This is a genomic window from Pararhizobium sp. DWP1-1-3, from assembly GCF_049896125.1.
In the GTDB taxonomy this organism is placed as follows: Bacteria; Pseudomonadota; Alphaproteobacteria; order Rhizobiales; family Rhizobiaceae; genus Pararhizobium.
In genome coordinates this window covers 123,943-142,850 of the sequence record NZ_JAFCTR010000015.1, presented here as the reverse complement: position 1 = coordinate 142,850, position 18,908 = coordinate 123,943, and the positions used below count along the sequence as shown (strand labels likewise).

The 18,908-nt window shown below is 55.8% G+C and carries 17 protein-coding genes and 1 pseudogene; 10 read left to right on the top strand and 8 right to left on the bottom strand.

Features of this window, described 5'->3' with window-relative positions:
- Nucleotides 1–496 precede the first annotated feature (496 nt).
- Nucleotides 497–1,216, bottom strand: a complete 720-nt coding sequence (locus tag ACP7BS_RS24490; RefSeq protein ID WP_426240178.1) for a helix-turn-helix transcriptional regulator — start codon at nucleotides 1,214–1,216, stop codon at nucleotides 497–499.
- A gap of 94 nt (nucleotides 1,217–1,310) precedes the next feature.
- Here ACP7BS_RS24490 and ACP7BS_RS24485 point away from each other — a divergent pair, with 94 nt between their 5' ends.
- Nucleotides 1,311–1,922: a glutathione S-transferase family protein gene (locus ACP7BS_RS24485; protein ID WP_426240177.1), complete on the top strand. Its 612-nt coding sequence runs from the start codon at nucleotides 1,311–1,313 to the stop codon at nucleotides 1,920–1,922.
- 1,114 nt (nucleotides 1,923–3,036) lie between these two features.
- On the opposite strand, the gene ACP7BS_RS24480 is transcribed toward ACP7BS_RS24485, so the two are convergent.
- The 5 genes from ACP7BS_RS24480 to ACP7BS_RS24460 all read right to left on the bottom strand — a co-directional run bounded on the left by ACP7BS_RS24480 (nucleotide 3,037) and on the right by ACP7BS_RS24460 (nucleotide 8,534).
- Nucleotides 3,037–3,501: a DUF1348 family protein gene (locus ACP7BS_RS24480; protein ID WP_426240189.1), complete on the bottom strand. Its 465-nt coding sequence runs from the start codon at nucleotides 3,499–3,501 to the stop codon at nucleotides 3,037–3,039.
- Between the two features lie 75 nt (nucleotides 3,502–3,576).
- On the bottom strand, nucleotides 3,577–4,125 hold the full coding sequence (locus ACP7BS_RS24475; protein ID WP_426240176.1) for a carboxymuconolactone decarboxylase family protein: 549 nt from the start codon (nucleotides 4,123–4,125) through the stop codon (nucleotides 3,577–3,579).
- 377 nt (nucleotides 4,126–4,502) lie between these two features.
- Nucleotides 4,503–4,859 (bottom strand): CopM family metallochaperone, encoded by a 357-nt coding sequence (copM, locus tag ACP7BS_RS24470; RefSeq protein WP_426240188.1) that lies wholly within the window; start codon nucleotides 4,857–4,859, stop codon nucleotides 4,503–4,505.
- A 324-nt stretch (nucleotides 4,860–5,183) separates the two neighbouring features.
- A complete protein-coding gene (locus ACP7BS_RS24465; RefSeq protein WP_426240175.1) occupies nucleotides 5,184–7,244 on the bottom strand; it encodes a pyridoxamine 5'-phosphate oxidase family protein in 2,061 nt (686 codons plus the stop codon).
- 384 nt (nucleotides 7,245–7,628) lie between these two features.
- A complete protein-coding gene (locus ACP7BS_RS24460) occupies nucleotides 7,629–8,534 on the bottom strand; it encodes a LysR substrate-binding domain-containing protein (protein ID WP_426240174.1) in 906 nt (301 codons plus the stop codon).
- A 115-nt stretch (nucleotides 8,535–8,649) separates the two neighbouring features.
- On the opposite strand from ACP7BS_RS24460, the gene metC reads away from it, so the two are divergent.
- The 9 genes and pseudogenes from metC to ACP7BS_RS24415 form a co-directional block, all read left to right on the top strand.
- Complete coding sequence (gene metC, locus ACP7BS_RS24455; protein ID WP_426240173.1) at nucleotides 8,650–9,816, top strand: cystathionine beta-lyase; 1,167 nt, start codon at nucleotides 8,650–8,652, stop codon at nucleotides 9,814–9,816.
- Between the two features lie 41 nt (nucleotides 9,817–9,857).
- Nucleotides 9,858–10,886, top strand: coding sequence for a transporter substrate-binding domain-containing protein (locus ACP7BS_RS24450; RefSeq protein ID WP_426240172.1), 1,029 nt, complete (start codon nucleotides 9,858–9,860; stop codon nucleotides 10,884–10,886).
- Between the two features lie 37 nt (nucleotides 10,887–10,923).
- Nucleotides 10,924–12,084 (top strand): amino acid ABC transporter permease, encoded by a 1,161-nt coding sequence (locus tag ACP7BS_RS24445; protein ID WP_426240171.1) that lies wholly within the window; start codon nucleotides 10,924–10,926, stop codon nucleotides 12,082–12,084.
- Complete coding sequence (locus ACP7BS_RS24440) at nucleotides 12,081–13,178, top strand: amino acid ABC transporter permease (protein ID WP_426240170.1); 1,098 nt, start codon at nucleotides 12,081–12,083, stop codon at nucleotides 13,176–13,178. Before ACP7BS_RS24445 ends, ACP7BS_RS24440 begins: the two co-directional genes overlap by 4 nt.
- Nucleotides 13,179–13,200: 22 nt before the next feature.
- Entirely contained in the window at nucleotides 13,201–13,953 is a 753-nt protein-coding gene (locus ACP7BS_RS24435; RefSeq protein ID WP_426240169.1) for an amino acid ABC transporter ATP-binding protein, read from the top strand.
- Nucleotides 13,954–13,969: 16 nt separating this feature from the next.
- Nucleotides 13,970–15,118: an amidohydrolase gene (locus ACP7BS_RS24430; protein ID WP_426240168.1), complete on the top strand. Its 1,149-nt coding sequence runs from the start codon at nucleotides 13,970–13,972 to the stop codon at nucleotides 15,116–15,118.
- A gap of 60 nt (nucleotides 15,119–15,178) precedes the next feature.
- A complete protein-coding gene (locus tag ACP7BS_RS24425) occupies nucleotides 15,179–15,565 on the top strand; it encodes a RidA family protein (RefSeq protein WP_426240167.1) in 387 nt (128 codons plus the stop codon).
- Between the two features lie 48 nt (nucleotides 15,566–15,613).
- Nucleotides 15,614–16,750, top strand: a complete 1,137-nt coding sequence (locus ACP7BS_RS24420) for a pyridoxal-phosphate dependent enzyme (protein WP_426240166.1) — start codon at nucleotides 15,614–15,616, stop codon at nucleotides 16,748–16,750.
- Between the two features lie 178 nt (nucleotides 16,751–16,928).
- Nucleotides 16,929–17,021, top strand: a pseudogene (locus tag ACP7BS_RS24415) (helix-turn-helix domain-containing protein); the annotation flags it as partial.
- A gap of 88 nt (nucleotides 17,022–17,109) precedes the next feature.
- Here ACP7BS_RS24415 and ACP7BS_RS24410 read toward each other — a convergent pair.
- Entirely contained in the window at nucleotides 17,110–17,829 is a 720-nt protein-coding gene (locus ACP7BS_RS24410; RefSeq protein WP_426240165.1) for a hypothetical protein, read from the bottom strand.
- 132 nt (nucleotides 17,830–17,961) lie between these two features.
- Entirely contained in the window at nucleotides 17,962–18,894 is a 933-nt protein-coding gene (locus ACP7BS_RS24405; RefSeq protein ID WP_426240164.1) for an alpha/beta fold hydrolase, read from the bottom strand.
- Nucleotides 18,895–18,908 lie beyond the last annotated feature (14 nt).

Below are 18,908 nucleotides of genomic sequence, written 5' to 3'. Positions count from 1 at the left end.
GCGGCGCGAGCAGGCATCGCGAGGCCAGTGAACCCGGCCAATGCAAAGGTACCGCCAGCGGCAAGCAATGCTCGGCGCTCAAAATCGATGTCAGACATGCTGATCTCCTTCCCGAGTTCCGTGATGAACTACGTCGATACTTACCGCCTTTTCGGCCGGCGACCAATCGCGGCGGCGAACACAACAGGGCACGGTTTCGTGATGGGAGGCAGCCACAGCAATGTTGCGAACAGGCGGCGAGTTGGTCGAGGTCTTTGCGTCTGGTCATCCAACGGGTTCCTCTTCTGGCCGTTCTGAGACAAGAAGATCCCTCGTAATAGCAGGGCGATTGGTTCGAATCTCGTCAAGGCGAAGACGCGGGCAAGGAATTATTGCTCGAATTCATGCCGCCCACTCGCAGTGACAGCATTGCGCCTTAGCGCGGCCGTTTGGACATCTGCTGTATCTGCGAAAGCAGTCCGAACGCGGTACGTGGGCGGCCGCATCGTCGCTTTGGTTACTGGCTGCTCAAGATCATCTTTGATGTTTCGGGCGCACCGGCGTTCAGAATGGCAACGAAGTCCCTGAGCATCTGAACCCGGCGCGGACGGAAACTCTCCTCCGTCATATGGATGTCGGCGATGCGATCGACGCGGAACTTGCGGAAATCCTGGCGCAGGCAACACCAGGCAAGCAACACAAGCGTCCTCTCCAAATAGACGATCGCCAGCGGCAGCACTTGCCGGTCGGTCCGTTGCTGCTCCGCGTCCACATAGCTTATCACCACGGCGCGTTCTTGCCAGCAAGCCTCGCGCAGAAGGCCGACATCGACGACCGGCGGATCGCGGCGCTCGAACCGATAGACCTGGGAGGCGGCATGCAGTGCCTGGCGTTGTAGTCGGTCGGGCAGCGTCGCTGTGACCTTCGAAAGCACGGCACCTGCGGCCGAAGCGAGAGCCGGTTCACCCATATGCCGCACCTCGGCAAGGCCGAGCACCAGGGCTTCGATTTCAAGCCGTGTGAGCGTCTGCGGCGGCAAGGCGATGTCCTCCGTCAGCTTATAGCCGCAGCCGCGCTCGCCATCGATGACGGCACCCGCGGCGCGTAGGCTCTCGATGTCCCTATAGAGCGAACGCAACGACACGCCGGTCTCCTCGGCAAGGCGCGCGGCCGTCACCGGGGAGGGGAGATTGCGAAGCGCCTGGAGCAGGCGGAACAGACGATCACTACGAGCCATGACTTTGGAGGATAGATGAAGCCTACTGACGGAAACTGGCAGTTGGCGGACTGTACAAGATCCGCATTGCCAAACGCAATCGAGGACCCAGACTATGCTGACGCTCTTTTACGCCCCCCGCTCGCGCTCGACGCGTATCGTCACCCTGCTTCGCGAACTAGACGCCATCGACAAGGTCGCGATCGAGATCGTCGACATCACCCGCGGCGATGGCAGCGGTCGCAAAGATCCGAAGAACCCGCATCCGGAAGGCAAGGTGCCGCTGCTCGAGCATGACGGCGTTGTCATCTGGGAGAGCATCGCGATCATTCAGTACCTGACGGATCTCTTCCCGGAAAAGAAGATGGCGCCTGTTGCCGGCGATCCGCAGCGCGGTCGGTATCTCAGCTGGCTCGCGTGGTATGCCGGCGTGGTCGAACCTGTACTGATCTTGCAGGCAGCCGGGATCTCCCATCCTTTTGTGGATTTTACCTTCCGCAGCCCGGCGGAACTTTCGGCACGCCTCGAAACCGCACTCAAGGATAGGCCCTACCTGATGGGAGAGCGATACACAGCTGTTGATCTGCTGCTGCATTCGCCCTTTGCCTGGTACCCTGCAGCGACGCCGGACAGCGATGTGGTCAAGGCCTGGATTGAGCGTTGCGGCGAGCGGCCATCGCTGCAGTGGACCGCCGACTATGACGCCCGCACCGTGGTTGCGGCTTGATCGCTGGCACTGGCCGCTCCGACCGGGCGGCCACTTTCGCGTGAGAATGATCGCGTTGTTATGGCAAGCGAGCACTATGATTCTAGCCGGTATATCAAGGGCCTAGTCTATCCAGACAAGGCGTCGTTGGTTCAGCTCCTTTCAAGAGCGCCAGCCGGCCGTCACAATTGTTCGCATGACCATCGTGTTGATTTCACTGAAGCTAATCCGGCATTGGGACAGCTTTCAGGGGAAATCAACAGGGACCGCTACTCTTCGGTTTCCTTTAGCCGGAGTCTCGCTTCCGCGTTATCGAGAGTGTCGGTACGCCCCAGTGGAATGTCCACTACCACAGCTCGCGCGCGCCAGTCGAGCAGACGTTTGAGCTTCGATTTCGCCTAATCAAACGCTTCCACTCGACATCGCCGCCCTCAGCCAATCGCGAGGATTGGGGCGCACATTCCTTGCAGAGCCCAGCTACGGCGGACGGCAATTCAACAGGTTCACCCGGTGGTAGGAGGAGAGGCGCTCGCCTCGACACGGCGAGCGCTTTAGTTTCAATGCTATGCGATGCCGTTCGACTATCTGTCATCCTCTTCGGCGGCTGAAGGATCCGCCCAGGACATTTCGGAATACAAAAGCTCTACTTGCTGCTTGGAAGCCGCCAATCGCGAAACGTCGGCTGGACCCGCGAAGTTGATTTCACCGCCACTTGGTTTCTCGGACGAGTCATACTTCGCTACGGCGAAAAGCTTTCCCTGCAAATTGGCGCCGCTAGAACCGAGACTGTCGGGTGCTAAGAAAGAGCTGCCAGTGCTTTTATATCCGTGCAGCTGAGAATTGCTATTATCCTCTGGAGCGGCGGTACTTGCGCGGTAGGTATCCTTGTGCGCAAGGCGCGGGGTGGAATATGAAGTTGACCCAACTACTGTCATAAAGATCTCCCAAATTATCCGAACAAGTACGTGTCCGACGGATGCATATGGGTCCAAACTTGCATGTAGCTGGAAGCTTTTTCATCGAGCGTGCGACACTAATTTTCGCACCATCACATCACGGCTTCACGCACGAAGGCTTTAATTCGTGGACGGATCAAGTAGGCGCCGAAACCAAGACAAATTCCTTTAGTGATGGGCTAAAACTTGAAGTGGCTTAAACCGGGATGGTCGTCGGGGCGACGTCCAAGTTTCCAGCGAAACTTGCGTTCGGCTTCCGTTATTGGAAGTTCGTTGATACTCGCGTGACGTTCTCGCATTAGACCGTCATCTGCGAACTCCCAGTTTTCGTTTCCATACGCGCGGAACCATTGGCCGCTGTCATCGTGATATTCATACGCATAACGAACGGCTATACGGTGACCTGTAAAAGCCCACAATTCTTTGATTAAACGATAGTCGAGCTCCTTGTTCCACTTCCGGGTCAGGAACGCTGCGGCTTCAGCACGGTTGGTGACAAATTCTGCACGATTACGCCATCGTGTGTCAGCTGTATACGCGAGAGCCACTCTTGCTGGATCTCGGGTGTTCCACCCGTCTTCAGCGAGGCGGACTTTTTCAGCAGCACTTTCTTGAGTAAATGGAGGAAGTGGCGGACGGCTCATCATGGTGGCTCCAGCAATGGTGTCGGTCGGCAACAAGGAAAGGGTGATGAACTTGTTACATCACCCCTTTCATGGCTACGCCACGAGTTGGTCGATACGAGGAAAATCGACCTCAGTGTCGAGGGCTTCATTCACATAATTGGTAAAGGTATTAAGCGCGACATGCGCGATGATTTCAACAATTTCCGCGTCGCTGTAGCCGGCGTCACGGATCTTGGTGATTTCAGCTGGGGCTACAGACCCGCGGGCGACTGTGAGCGCGCGAGCGAATTCGACCGCTGCGGCGGCCTTTGGATCGTTCGACGTGCCGCGGCGGTTCGAAGCGATTTCGCTCTCATCCAGTTTCGCGAACTTCGTTCCGGTAAAGGTGTGAGCAGACAGGCAGTAGTTGCAACCGTTAGCTTCCGCCATGGATAATGCGATGCGCTCGCGGGTTGCTAGCGGAAGCTTGCCTTTGCTCAGCGCGCCTTGCATTGAGGTCAGTCCGGTTAGCGCAGCGGTGCTGTTTGAAACCAAGCGGAAGACGTTCGGCACTGAGCCCATCTGCTTCTGAATAGCTTCGAGTATCGGACGCGAAGCTTCAGGAGCGTCGTCGATCGTTGCCGGCGTGGGTATGCGTGACATTTTTCGATCCTTTTCACGTTGCGAGAGACGTCGCTCTCGTGTCATCAAGATGATGGCGATACGGTTGTTTTTGAACATCGGAAAACAGGAAGGGAGTGTTGCGGCCTTTGTAATAATGAATCTTCAGGCCGCAATTTGAACACCGCCCTGGTGGGCCGCGAACGGCACGGCAGAGCGAGACTTAGTCGTCTTGAGCCTTTCGCCGGTTGTCCAAATTGACGTCCTTCTTCCTGGCCTGCATGTCGCTACATTTGCCGCGGACTATCTCAAATCCGAGTAGCGACCCGCGTTTCGCGACAAAAGACGAAGTTCAGAACTCAATGTCCAACCTTTTATAGATAACAACAGGGCCGGTAGGGTCGCCGGAACCAACTCACTTACATCCCATGTTGCTTCAACCAAGCCTTCATAGCGGCGATCTCCGTTTCCTGGCCGAGGATCATCTTTGCCATTTTAAGCATGTCGGGGTCTTTGCCGTACTGAAGTTCCACCTTCGCGGCGTCGATCGCGCCTTGGTGATGCGGGATCATCCACGGGACAAAATCCGCGTCTGCATCTCCCGTGTACGTGATCGCAAGTCTGGTATGCATCTTTGCATTTGCCTGTGCATATGCGGTGCTGGCTGGCCCTTGGTCCCCATTTGGCTTCGCGTCGTCTGCCCCGGCAATGACATGGGATGAGGCGGCAAGAATACCGACCAGCATCAGCGATGCGGTGAGCAAGTTCATGAACATGGAAGCGCTCTTGGTTGCAATCTTAGGGGAAGGGTCGTTGGTCATCACTGTCTCCAGTTGGGTAGGGTTGGATACGGGTTAGGTTTGCGGGGGGCCAGTGTCGTGCCGGGTAGCCCGCACCAGCCGAGTTCTAACCACACGGCCGGAAGGGCTTGTGTGGACTGCGCCTCACGCGGTGATGCTCTGAGGCTAGCTGCACCCACGTCGGCGTTGCGATCATCATCAGATTTCTGTTAGCGAGACAAAATCGAGTGGCGCCACCCGCAGTTTGAAGGCAATGCAGGCGCGGTGACCTTCGAGCGAGCTGCGCATGTAAATCCGGCGTTAAACTGCGAGTTGGATGCCGCCCTCTTGGCTTGCAGGGACGGCACAGCAGAGAATGACCTCGTCCTCGTCAACCTTAGCCGTCGGTTCTTTCACGTACGTCACCGCGCCCTTGATCAGCTTGGTCCGGCATGTGCCGCAGTTTCCTTCGCGGCAGCTGAATTCGGGTTCGAGGCCGCGGGCTTCCGCAAGATCGAGCAGCGTTCCGGAGGCTGGTGTCCACCGGGCTTCCTTCAGAGAGTTCGTGAACACGACTGGCACGGGTTTGTCGGACGGCGGCGCACGTAGAGGAATAGCCAAGGCGGCTTTGTTGTCGGCGGTTCGCTTCAATGAGGATGGTCCGAACGCTTCAGCGTGGATCCGGTCGTCTCCGATGTTGTAACCGCGCAAACCGTCGTAGAGCGCCTGTGTGAACTGCGGCGGCCCACAGAGATAGAAATCGTAGTCATTGAAGGGCAGGTGCTTCGTGAGCAGCGCCATATCGATCCTGCCAACGACATCGTAATCCGCACCTTCGTTTGCACCGGCGGTGTCGCTGAGTATCCGGACCACTCGTACTGCTCCATTTGTCTGACCGACGAGCTCTGCGATCTCCCCGTCAAAGGGGCGTTGGGCCATCGAGCGGGCCGCGTGAAACAATGTGATCGGGCGGATGCGCTGCTTACGAATTCCCTCGTAGACGGCATGACGAAGCATAGCGAGTAGCGGGGTAATTCCGATTCCTCCTGCAAGGAGCACGGCAGGGCGTGTGGCGCGGGCGTCGATACCAAAATTCCCGGCTGGGGCGCGAGCTTCGATTATGTCCCCGACAAAGACATCGTCATGAAGGAATTGCGATAACCGACCATCGCGCTTGACGCTGATGCGATAAACACCGTCGGAGGGAGCGACCGACAGGGTGTAGGTCCGGATGACAGGCCTGTCTTCTTCCGGCAACTTCAACCGGACCGGGAGGTGCTGCCCAGCGACGTGCGGCAATAAGCCTGCGCCATCGCTTGGCTCCATGTGAATCGAGCGGACTGTCGTGCTTTCTTCTACGATCTTGGTGACGGTCATCGGACGCCACCTGTTCGAGAGCTCGGCGGCACGCAGCCGATCCGCAGCTTGTGCCCAGTTGCCGGTCATCAAAGAGTTCGCGGACCAGCCTCCTTTCTGGAGCGCCCAGCGCAGTGCGAGCGCATGCGGACGGCGGATGATCCGCCTTGGTTTAAATGTCCACAGCCGTTCAGCGCCCTGGAAGGCCGCGATCTCAGGCGATTCAAGGATCACTTCGGCGTCGCCAGTCATTTGCAGCATATCGCCAGTCGTGAAGTCTACGAATAGGAGGCCCGCCCTGCCGTTCAGCAAAATATTGCCAAGCGTCGAGAAAAAAAGGTTGCCGTCAAAGTCCGGAATGGTCAGCATACCGTTGTCGCTGACCCTGACAAAACCTGAATTGCCACCGCGGTGGGACACGTCCACCTGCCGTCTGTCGCCGCGGTCGACGTAAGATGCTACGAAGAAGGCATCGGCAGCCTCTATAGTGGCACGCGCTTGAACGTCGAGCCCGGCAAGCGTCTCAAACCCACCTGAGTTTAGTTGGCCAGGATCGCGGGAAAATTCGAAGTCCCGTAACTGGATGTAGCGCGGGCAATTGCCGAAGCTCTGGTCGACATCGACCCTGAAACCGCTCGCCGTGACAGAAACGAAACCGTTCATTCTATTGCGCCGGCGGGTATGCATCTCGATACCAAGGAGACCGATCGGTTTGCCGTCTGCCATACCTTCATTGGCGGGGTCGCTATGCTCGAGCGATGCCACAATATCAAGCGTTGTCGGCGCTGGAGAAGACATGAAGCCGGGTCGACCCTCGACGAAAGTTGCCCAGGCATCATCTTGCTCATCGACACTTCCTAGAACGATGAACGGAAGCTGAGCGTAGAAGTCTCGGTGCTGGTCGGGCATGAAATCGCGGACAACACGCTGGCCGACGACGGCCATGCGCTCGGCGACACCGACTCTTTCCTGGATGAACTTCTCGCCTTCATGCCATGTCGGCAGCTTCGTCGAGGTGATGGTCATAACGGCCTCTAGATTAGGAGTTGTATTGCCCCGCCACAATCCTAGTAGGGTCGTGGCGAGCCCAACATTTTCCATGACGTCGCCAGCTCAAAGCCGGCGAAGAAAACATAGTCGATGCAGGAAATGCCGACGTTAAGGGTTCGGATGGCTTCGGAGCAAATAGTGATAAGGCTTCATAGTCGGCCTGCTAGGTTTGGTGGTCCCTGTGGCCGCTGTGAGAGAGTGCTACAAACGACGCCTGGTGAGAACTGTCGCGTTTAGCAGTTCACTATTACGCTGGATGGAATAGCTACGCTTTACGCAGAGCCCGCTGGTAGCAACTTCACAATGTGCCATGGGAGTAGAGCAAACAAGGTGAGATACAGGCGTCCGCGCGAGGTAGCGCTAATGGGCTGCGGAGCCATAAGATGCGCGGTTCCGTTGCTCCAGGAGCACTGCAACAAAGGAGCGCACGAGTCGAGCTTTCTGTGCATCGGGTCGGAACAGAAGATAGCACCGAAAGTCAACTCGCGGTTCGAAAGGCTTCAGTATCAAGCCTCGTTCCACGAAGCCCTGGACGGTCAGCGGATTCACAAAGCCTAAGCCTACACCGGCAAGCGCTAACGCGCATATCGTCGAAGAGGAGGGGGTTTCCACGATGTAATCGGGCTCTACCCCCTCTGCCCGCAAGACGGTATCAATCCGACGCCGGGCGCGATCTTCCGGGGCAAGCCCAATCAGCGGATGGCCCTGAAGATCGAGCGGGCGGATGACCTGAGTGAATGCGAGCGGGTGGTTACGTGGCATGGCGCAGACCGCGGGGAAATTCCCAAATATCTGGGAATCGAGACCCGAGAGATCGACCTCATCTGCCGCCAAGCCTACGTCGAACTGACCGTCAACAACCAAGTTTCGGACGTTCGTCGATGCAAGAACCTGCAAAGTAATCTTTGTCCTTGGATGGGCCAAAAGAAATGTGTTGATCGCATTTGGAACAAGATCAACGCCCAAGGCGGCAAGGCTGGCAACTTTAAGACTCCCAGACCCGTAATCGCGGATGCTCGCGGCCGCAGATCGCAAATGGTCCATGCCGCGGAAACTCGCATCGACCTCCCGGAAAAACATCTGGCCTTCCGGCGTTGGAACAAGGCGGCCTCGTATTCGGTCGAAAAGCGAAAATCCTGTCCCAGCTTCCAACTCGGATATCAGGCGGCTAACAGCTGGCTGTGAGATTTGCATCAGCTCGGCCGCGCGAACGGTTGATCCGGTTGTCATCACGGTGCGAAATGCTTCAAGCTGTCGGAAATTCACTTTCGCCTCCCTGAGCCTATAAGCTCCCTGCATAGAGGTATGCGCTCACCTAAGTTGTTTTTCTAGGTATTAAGTCGTTTTCTGTTGTCGACAGTTTAACGAGCAGGAGAAACCAATGCGTGACCTCACCAAAACAGTCATCCACCCGGAGGTCTCCCACGATGGGTTTTCCAGCCTCAGCGTGCCTACTGCCCGAGCATCGACCATTCTTTTTCGGGACGCTGAAGAATATGCAACGCGCGGTCAACGCGGACTTGATGGCTATTCGTATGGCCTCCACGGCACACCGACAAGCCGCACTCTCGAGGCGCAACTGACCGACCTAGAGGGCGGAGTTCGAACGGTTCTAGTGCCCTCTGGACAGGCCGCTATCACGGTCATCATGCTTACCGTTCTAATGCCTGGCGATACGGTTCTCATACCTGACAACGTATACCCTCCCGTAACCGGGTTTTGCGCCAATTACCTCGCGCCGCGTGGCATCAACTTCCGCGTCTATGATCCGATGGCTGGCGAGCAGATCAGCGATTTGTTCGACGCAACGACGAAGCTTGTATGGGTTGAATCTCCGGGCTCGACTACCATGGAAGTGCAGGACATTCCCGCCATTTCGAAAGCAGCGAAGGCCCGAGGAATCCTAGTGGGCTGCGATAACACATGGGCGACGCCTCTTCTATTTAAGCCGCTGGAGAACGGCGCAGATTTTTCCATGCATGCATTGAGCAAATATGCGGGCGGACATTCGGATCTGCTTATGGGTTCCATAACTGTGTCCGACCTGGACTTGCGTAGACGTCTACGGGATACAATGCGGATGATTGGCCTCGGCGTTTCGCCGGATGACGTTACGCTTACGCTTCGTGGGCTGGAAACCATGGGCGTTCGTCTCGCACACGTCGGCAAGGTCTCAATCGAATTTGCCGAACGCCTGGCTCAGATGCCCGGGGTCGGGACAGTCCTCCACCCGGCACTCCCCAGCTGCCCTGGCCACGATATTTGGAAGCGCGATTACTCGGGCGCCTCTGGGTTGTTCAGCGTCGTCCTACCGGTATCCGGCGAACCCCTGTTAGCCGGCGCGCTCGCGAAGCTCAAGACGTTTGCCATCGGTTCATCATTCGGGGGAACGCGAAGCCTTATCGCGCCAATGTCTGTGAAATCATTCCGAACAATTGCGGCCGCGCAAAACGAGAGCACCATTCTGAGGATAAGTGTTGGCCTTGAAGATCCCCAGGATCTTTGGGCCGACTTGGCCGCCTTCTTTGAAGCGATGCTCCCCGCCTGATCACCCACTATCGCCACAACAAAAAATGAGGGAACTGCGTCATGTCACTGAGAAAGCTTATCATTTCCGCTGGGATAGGATTTATTTCGATCGTCGCCCTATCCGCGGCTGCGAAAGCCGAATCGACACTCCAAATCGTCCAAAAACGAGGGTATCTTACGTGCGGGTCGAACGAAGCCACTCTGGGCTTCGGGCTCCCCAACAGCAAAGGCTATTGGGAAGGCCTAGACATCGACACATGCCGCGCAATGGCTGTCGCAATTTTTGCAGATAAGGATGCAGCCCGGTTTGTACCTCTATCGGGAGCCAAGCGTATGACAGCACTCGCTGCCGGCGAGGTTGATTACCTGCCACGCACCACAATCGGTACGTTGCAACGCGATGCGAACGGCGCGAACTTCATCCCGACCAACTCTTACGGTTACGACGGTTTTATGGTCCGCAAGAGTTTAGGGGTCGCCAAGGTTCAGGACATGGCCGGCGCCTCGGTCTGCGTACAAAGCGGATCAACGACAGAGGTAACCGTTTCAGATATCTCCAGAGCGCTGGGGCTGGACTTGAAGCTTACGCTTTTCGAAGCCCCAATCGCAGCTCGAGAGGCCTTTTTCGCAGATCGATGTGATGCATTGATTGCCGGCGATTCGTTCCTGGCATCAGTGAGAGCAAACCAGGCCCCCAATCCGGACGACTACATTATCTTTCCCGCGAATGACATCATCAATGCGTCACGTCCGGCAGTACGGCACGGTGACGATCAGTGGTTCGACATCGCGAAATGGTCGTTCCTCGCCATGGTTCGTGCCGAAGAAATGGGTGTCACACAGAGCAATGTCGATGAGATGTTGAAGTCGCAGGATCCTAATATCCGTCGTTTCCTGGGGGTAGAGCCAGGCAACGGAGCGGCTCTCGGGCTCGACGAGAAGTTTGCCTACAACATTGTGAAACAACTCGGCAACTACGCCGAAATGTTCGACCGCAATCTAGGATCCAAAAGCAAACTGAAGCTGTCGCGCGGATACAACGCTCTCGTCAAGGATGGTGGCCTGATGCAGAGCGATCCATTCAACTGAGCTGCAATCCCTTGATCGCAGGAGGAGGAAATGAGATATGCTGCAGAAATATTGGTACGATACCCGTGTGCGCGCAGGCGTGGTTCAGGTCGCGCTACTCCTCCTGTTCTTTGGAGGCTTGGGTTGGCTCGGTATCAATACGAGAGATAATCTAACCCGCCAAGGCATGAATATTGACTTTGGTTTTTTCCACCAGGCGTCCCGATTTCCAATTTCGGAAACATTGGTGTCTTATAGTCCTGCAGATACGTTCGGCCGTGCTTTCCTGGTGGGATTGCTGAATACCCTAATGGTCGCGTCGATCGTTATCTGCCTCTCTACGGTACTTGGGTTTCTTTTGATGCTTGCGCGTCGATCGAAGCATCCATTGGTGAGTGGTGTCGCGCAGGCCTATATCGAAATCATCCGAAATACCCCGCTCATCGTGCACCTCATGTTTTGGTACATGGTAGTCATAACAACGCTACCAAATGTGCGAAACGCGCTTGAACCACTGCCCTTTGTATTCCTCTCAGTTCGCGGAATATTCGCTCCCAGCATTTTCATCTCTGGTACGGCCCAATCATTGCCTTGGGCGAGCGCCGTCGCGCTTCTCTTGATAATTACGGCAGTAATGTTGCGTTCGCTAAGGCGGCGCACTGACCGAGTGCCAGCATGGATTAGCAGACCACAATTAATCATCGTTGCTGTTGCGATTTTCGGGGCATTTTGGATCTTGGACGGACTAACGTTAAGCGCCGATCTACCCCAGCTGCGAGGCCTCAACTATCGCGGAGGCATTTCACTCACCCCAGAGTTTTCGGCACTCGTTGTCGCGCTCGTTAGCTACAAAGTCGCGTTCATTGCCGAGATCTATCGGGGAGGTATCGATGCTGTTTCGCGAGGTCAGTGGGAGGCTGGCCGCGCCGTTGGGCTAAAGGACCGAGATACATTGAGGCTGGTTGTTCTTCCCCAGGCGCTGCGGATCATCGTACCACCTATGGCAAGCATGTATCTCACAGCAGTCAAGAACACCACGATTGCCTTGGCGATCGGTTATCCGGATTTATCGGCTGTTGTCAGCACAGCAATCAATCAGTCGGGTCGAGCCTTGGAGGGATTTGGTGTGATGATCGCAGTCTATCTCTGCATTAGCTTGGCCGTCGCGTCGTTTATGAATTGGTACAATCGGCGTGTCTCTCTGGTGGTGGCAAAATGAACACGATTTCTCCGACACTGACCTCATTTGTTAACACACCATCGATGCCGCCGATGGTCAGGACGTCAATCTGGAAGCTGCTATTCGGCAATTTGATCAGCGCTATATTTACGCTGAGCTGCCTCGCTCTTTTAACATTTCTCGGACCGCGCTTTGTTAACTGGGCCGTCATCGACGCAGTTTGGTATTCAGCTGACGGCTCGGCTTGCCGTAACGCGGGGGCGTGCTGGGCATTCATTTATTCGAAGTCCCGCCTTATCCTATTCGGTCTTTATCCGCCCGCCGAACAATGGCGACCAATGCTGGTCGTAGCGCTTTTCCTCATTTTAGGACTTATTAGCCTACCGCCCAGATTTTGGGGACGCGTGCTGGTCCTCGCATGGGCAGTCGGTTTCCTTACCATACTCATTCTCATGGGCGGAGGAGTGTTCGGGTTGAGCGAAGTGCCCACATCTAACTGGGGTGGGCTTCCAATAACACTGCTTCTTGCGACCCTCTCGCTTGTCATCGCTTTCCCGCTTTCACTTGTTCTTGCAGTCGGCCGACGCAGCAGTCTCCCTATCCCGCGGTATCTTTCGATCGGACTGATCGAGGTGATCCGCGGAACACCACTCCTCAGCCTCTTGTTTGTAGCCTCTATTCTCGTGCCGTTCTTTCTTCCAGAGGGGTGGACGCCTGACAAACTGGCGCGCGCGCTCATTGCACTAACGATCTTCTCGGCAGCATATCTAGCTGAGGTTGTACGCGGCGGTCTCCAAGACGTTCCGCAGGGTCAGATTGAAGCCGCCCGAGCGCTTGGACTTTCATGGTTCGTGACGACACGGCGGATCGTAATTCCTCAAGCGCTTCGCAAGGTGGTACCGCCTTTGACCAATACGCTGATCGTGATGATCAAGAATACGAGCCTGGTGTTCGTAGTAGGCCTCTATGATCTCCTCAGCGCAGGCAGGGCAGCGTTGGCCGACCCCGCCTGGTCGACCCCTTTCGTCGAGACCTACCTCTTCATCGGCTTTATCTACTTCTCGATTTGCTTCGCGGTATCGCTCTACTCGCGCTGGCTCGAAGTCGATCTCAACTTGACGCGCCGGATCTAACGGCACTGCGGGAGGATCTAACATGACTGAACCAAATTTGACCGAAGCGGCTGTTCAACTCAGCGACGTGCAGAAATGGTATGGGGCGTTTCACGTCCTCAAGGACATCAATCTCACGGTCCGGCTTGGCGAGCGGATCGTTGTTTGCGGACCTTCCGGCTCTGGGAAATCAACGATGATCCGTTGTATCAACCGCCTTGAGGAGCATCACGGGGGCTCCATCGTGATTAATGGAACCGAGCTGATCGGCAACCTCAAGCAGATCGACGCAGTTCGCCGGGACGTCGGTATGGTGTTCCAGCACTTCAACCTATTCCCGCATCTTACGGTTCTCGAAAACTGTACTCTTGCTCAAATCTACGCAAAAAAATCATCGCTCGTCGACGCCCAAGCCCAAGCGATGAAGTACCTGACACGCGTCAAGATCGCTGACCAGGCGCAAAAGTTTCCAGGCCAGCTTTCGGGCGGCCAGCAACAGCGCGTAGCGATAGCCCGCGCGTTGTGCATGAGCCCAAAGATCATGTTGTTTGACGAACCCACGTCCTCACTCGATCCGGAGATGGTGAAAGAAGTCCTCGATACTATGGTCGGCTTGGCGGAGGAGGGCATGACTATGATCGTCGTCACTCACGAGATGGGTTTCGCCAGAATGGTTGCCGACCGGGTGGTGTTCATGGACGAGGGTCGTATCGTCGAAGTTGCTACACCTTCTGCGTTCTTCAAGAACCCGACCCATGAACGCGCCAAGAATTTCCTTAGCCAAATCATCCACTGAGATCACGGAAGCACGCATGTTTGACAGCACATTCATAGACAAATTGACGACATGGAGGCGATATCTCCACATTCATCCTGAGCTTTCATTTCACGAAGAGCAAACGGCACAGTTTGTATCCGAGAAATTAACTGCATTGGGCATCCCTCATGTATCCGGGGTCGGCGGTCATGGCATCGTTGCGACCCTCACGAAAGGGAGATCAGATCGATCCGTAGCGCTTCGCGCTGATATGGACGCGCTACCGATAAACGAAGCCAACGATGTTGATTACGCGTCGAATGTGCCTGGCGTCATGCATGCCTGCGGCCACGATGGCCATACGGTATCTCTGCTCGGGGCGGCTGAACAGTTGGCAAAAAGTGATGACTGGGCTGGAACCGTACAGCTCATATTCCAACCTGCGGAAGAAAAAGGAGGCGGCGCGAAGGCGATGCTGGCCGACGGATTGCTGCAGCGCTTCCCTTTTGAGCGGATCTTTGCTTACCATAACATGCCAGGGATCGAAGAAGGGACAATAGCAGTCCATACCGGGCCGGTATTCGCCATGGGCGGCTCGTTCCAGATCACGTTGCATGGCGTCGCAGGACATGCCGCCGCCCCGCATCTTGGCAGCGATTGTATAGTCGCGGCTGGCCACTTGCTGGTCGCCTTGCAAACGGTGGTCTCGCGGACCATTAATCCGTTGGATCCAGCTGTCTTGACTGTTGGTATGATCCACGGCGGCGTGGTCACGAACCAGATCCCCGAAATTGTAACGCTTTCGGGGACGATCCGAACTTATAAGCCTGAAGTTCGTCAGCAGATAGCGGAGGCGGTCGAACGTATAGTTGCCGGCGTCGCAGCTACTTACGGGCTGAGGGGCGAAGTCGTCGTAAATCCAGGTGGCCAAGTTTGCGTCAACCGTGCGGCAGAGGCTCAGATCGCGGCAGAGGGAGGGATATCGGCAGGTGCGAAAGTTCTACGCGATCTACCCCCGGTGATGTTCGGCGACGACATGGGGTATCTCCTTGCGCAGCGCCCTGGAGCCTACGCATGGATCGGAAATGGGATCGGCGGGCCAGATAGCGGGCTACACAATCCACGCTACGACTTTAACGACAATATTCTGCCGGTCGCAGTAGGGTTCTTCGTAGAAACCGCCAAACGAGCACTGCGAAAGTGAAAAGATGAAACGTACGTTCTTGAGCAGTCGCATCACCTATGGTGCGAGAGGTATACGAGCATGATTTTAAAGCCAGTCCTAGCGGCGGATGCTGCACCCCCTGGTGGGCACTATTCGCAAGCAATGATATTCAACGACCTCGTCTTCGTATCTGGCATCCTCCCGATCGAGCCTGACGGGCTGAAAGAACCAGAGCGCGACTTTGCAAGTCAGGCTGGCTGTGTGTTGCGCAACGCCGCTGCCGTTCTCGCGGCAGCTAAAAGCAGCTTTGCAGACGTTGTCAAAACGACAGTCTACATCACGGATATATCCCATTGGGACGAATTCAACGCCATCTACGCAGAGCACTTCGGCGCTCATAAACCCGCGCGCGCCGTGGTCCCGGTCACAACATTGCATCACGGCTTTCTTCTCGAAGTCGAGTTCATCGCTAAGGTGACCGCATGATTGCCAGCCGTCATGTTGTGCCTGAGCTGAACGGAAAAGGGGGCAGCAATGTCTGATGCCGCAAGATATATCGATCCACAAACTCGTGAGACATTCTCGCTTGAGAAGCCGCTTTGGCGATCGCCATCGGGCAACCCAATGATGGTAACCGATCTGCCGGGGATAGGCCGTGACGATATCGATCGTAGCGCCCGATCCATTTGGCGATACCGGGCAGCGCTGCCACTCGACATCAAATCGCCCGTCTCCTTAGGAGAGGGGCTTACTCCACTGGTCCCAGCCAAGCTTCCGGCGGGTGAAGTAGATTTCAAATTGGAGTGGTTTGCTCCCACATCCAGCTTCAAGGATCGGGGCGCATCGGTGATGCTTTCCTATTTGAGGCAAGTGGGTGTCGATGCAATCCTGGAGGACAGTTCCGGCAACGGCGGGGCGGCAATAGCCGCGTACGGCGCGGCAGCTGGGGTCAAGGTGCGCATTCTCACGCCCGAGACCACCCAGTTAGCTAAAATCGTCCAGATGCGGGCCTTCGGGGCCCATGTGCAACTGGTATCAGGCCCCCGAGAGAACTCGCAATTTGAGGCTATTCGGCAATCTGAGCAAACCTTTTATGCAAGCCACAATTGGCAGGCGTTTTTCCTCCAAGGAACAAAGCTTCTGGCATACGAACTCTGGGAGGATTACGGATTTGAAGTACCCGACAATATCGTCATCCCGGCGGGCGCCGGTAGCAACGTCCTCGGATGCGATCTCGGGTTTACGGAATTGCTCCGAGCGGGGCAAATAACGAAGCTGCCACGTCTTTTCGCTGTCCAGCCTCAGAACTGTTCACCAATCCATGCTGCTTTTTCCGCAGGCTCGAACGGTCCCGTTCCGATCGAGGTCTCACCGACCGTTGCCGAGGGCACGGCAATTAGAAGCCCTGTCCGGATGAGCGCGGTGCTCGGGGCAATCCGACGATCAAAGGGCTCGACCGTTGCGGTGTCGGAGGACGAAATTATCTCTGCTGTCGGGTTGCTAGCAAGAGCAGGTTTCTATGCGGAGCCGACTTCGGCGATGGCTGCTGCTGCTGCAGACAAACTGCTCGCAGGCGGCGTCATCCAATCCGGTGAGCGGACTGTTGTTCTCCTCACAGGCAGCGGGCTGAAATCAGCAGCGTTCATGATGGATAGGTTCTCAGGGGAGTAAAGGAACCAATGTCTTCTGATGGTCAGAAGATTTCGAACGTACGAAGAGTTGGCAAAAGGGGCGGGGGCGTGCTGACACCTTAGATGACTGACCGGCCGGCTTTAATAACGGGTCTTTGCTCCCTTCTGGTGTTCTCTACAAGTGTTTTATTTTCAGCGTTACGCGCACAGAGATCGTCATGCCGTCCTTACCCCTCAACGCAGTCCGTGCGTTCGAAGCTGTCTGCCGTTGCGGAAGTATCCAGAGAGCGGCGGAAGAGCTTGGCGTAGTGACTTTCCGGAGCCGTGCGGTGTCAGCGGTTGAATGTCTGAGAAAGTGAAGCCACGCGCTGGCCCCACACGCGTTTCGGTTCCGCTAGTCTAGGCAAAGCTTACTTCACTCAGATCGATCGATACCAGCAAAGAATCTTCAATCACAGCGTCGTCGCTGTCACGCAAATACGCGCGTCGCTTCGACGGAAACCAGATTCCATTTGCTTCTTTATAATCCGAGACGCGTTGTGCCGCCGCAAAGCCGCCGGCGACATCAACGAAATAATCGTGCCTGCGAAGTAAAAGATCCTCGCCAAAGAAAAAGTCCTGGATCTCACTGTGAGTGGCAATTTCAGGAGGAAATTGAACCCTAACCCGGTGCCAAGTCTCCTTTCCTTCGGTCCACGGCTTCAGTTCCTTCGCCTTTACCTCCGGCAGCGTCAGGAGAAATGGTGTCGTAAGGTATGTCCAAAGCGCGTATCCATTAAAGTAGGCTCGGTGGAGCGGATCCCAAGCAGTCGTTTTCTCATGTCCCGAAAATGACTCGCGGGGATTTTGCCGCTCTCCGATAATGACGCCTTCAGTAGTTTCAATTGCGATCCGGTCCGGGGTGAAAACTGTTCGCTGGTTCGGGGCACCGAATGGGATCAACGATGCCCTTTCTTCCTTGAGCCAAACAGTCATTTTGCGGGGATCCGGATCTTGATGAAGTCCCTTCAACGCCCAAAGGGCTCCACCGGTGACGATTGTTGCAGTGGCGACTGTGAATTGATGCCATCGCGTAAGCCCGCCGTGGGCTGCGACTATCCTGTCGACTAGATCAAGCACGAGTGCCTCCATGATAGCGGGACGGGTTTCCGTCCCGGCTGGTTGGTGGCGAACGAACTCCAGCGTACACCACATTTTTTGTTGCGTTATCGATCGCGTAATTGCTTACCTACGCATCATCGTTTTTCAGAGTTACTTTGTGATTCTTTCCAAAAAATCAGCAGTCAAGTCAGCGACCTCGCCAAGGTGCGTATCCATCGCAAAGTGGCCGGCGTTTAAAATAGATACCTGCGCATTTGGAAGATCCCGTTTAAATGCGTCTGCTCCGGAGGGCGTAAAAGCGAGGTCGTACTTTCCCCAAATCACAAGCGCGGGCAGGCGGTGATCGCGCAACCATTTCTGCCACAAAGGGTACGACGCGATATTGTTCTGGTAATCGTAAATCAGCTCGGATTGAATTTCCGCCTGCCCAGGCCTATTCAGATATGCAAACTCGTCCATCCAGAGGTCTGGATTGTAAGCCTCGACATCGGGATCACTGCCGAGATGACGTGCTCTAGTGAGCTCGAGTGAGAGGTGGCCTTTGCGGACTTCTTGTTCATGAGCCGCCCGATCGCTCCAGAAGGCTTTGCGGTTTTCCCATATCGGGCCGAGCCCTTCCGAGTAAACATTGCCATTCTGGAAAACGGTTCCTTGGATCGCTGATGGCCGAGCGATCGCAAGGCGCATTCCTATGGGTGCGCCATAGTCCTGCATGAACAGCACGTAACGATTCATATTAATACGATCGGTGAATTTCAGCATCATTTCCGCAAGGTTGTCGAAAGTGTACGCGAAATCTTTCGGGGGAGGCGCGTCACTGTTTCCGAACCCGGGATAGTCAGGAGCAACCAGATGATACTGATCACCTAGCCTCTGCATCAAGCCATCGTACATTCGCGACGAACTTGGAACGCCATGCAGAAGAAGGATCGCAGGCTTGTCGGTCGACCCTGTTTCGCGGTAGGCGATTTTTAGCCCGTCGATAGTGACGCTGCGATAGAACATCGGCGCGGCATGCGCTGCTGACCCCGTCGTTGCAATCGCCAGAGCCGCGCTCGCTATGGTGAGTTTAGTGACTGACATCGTCTTATTCCTAT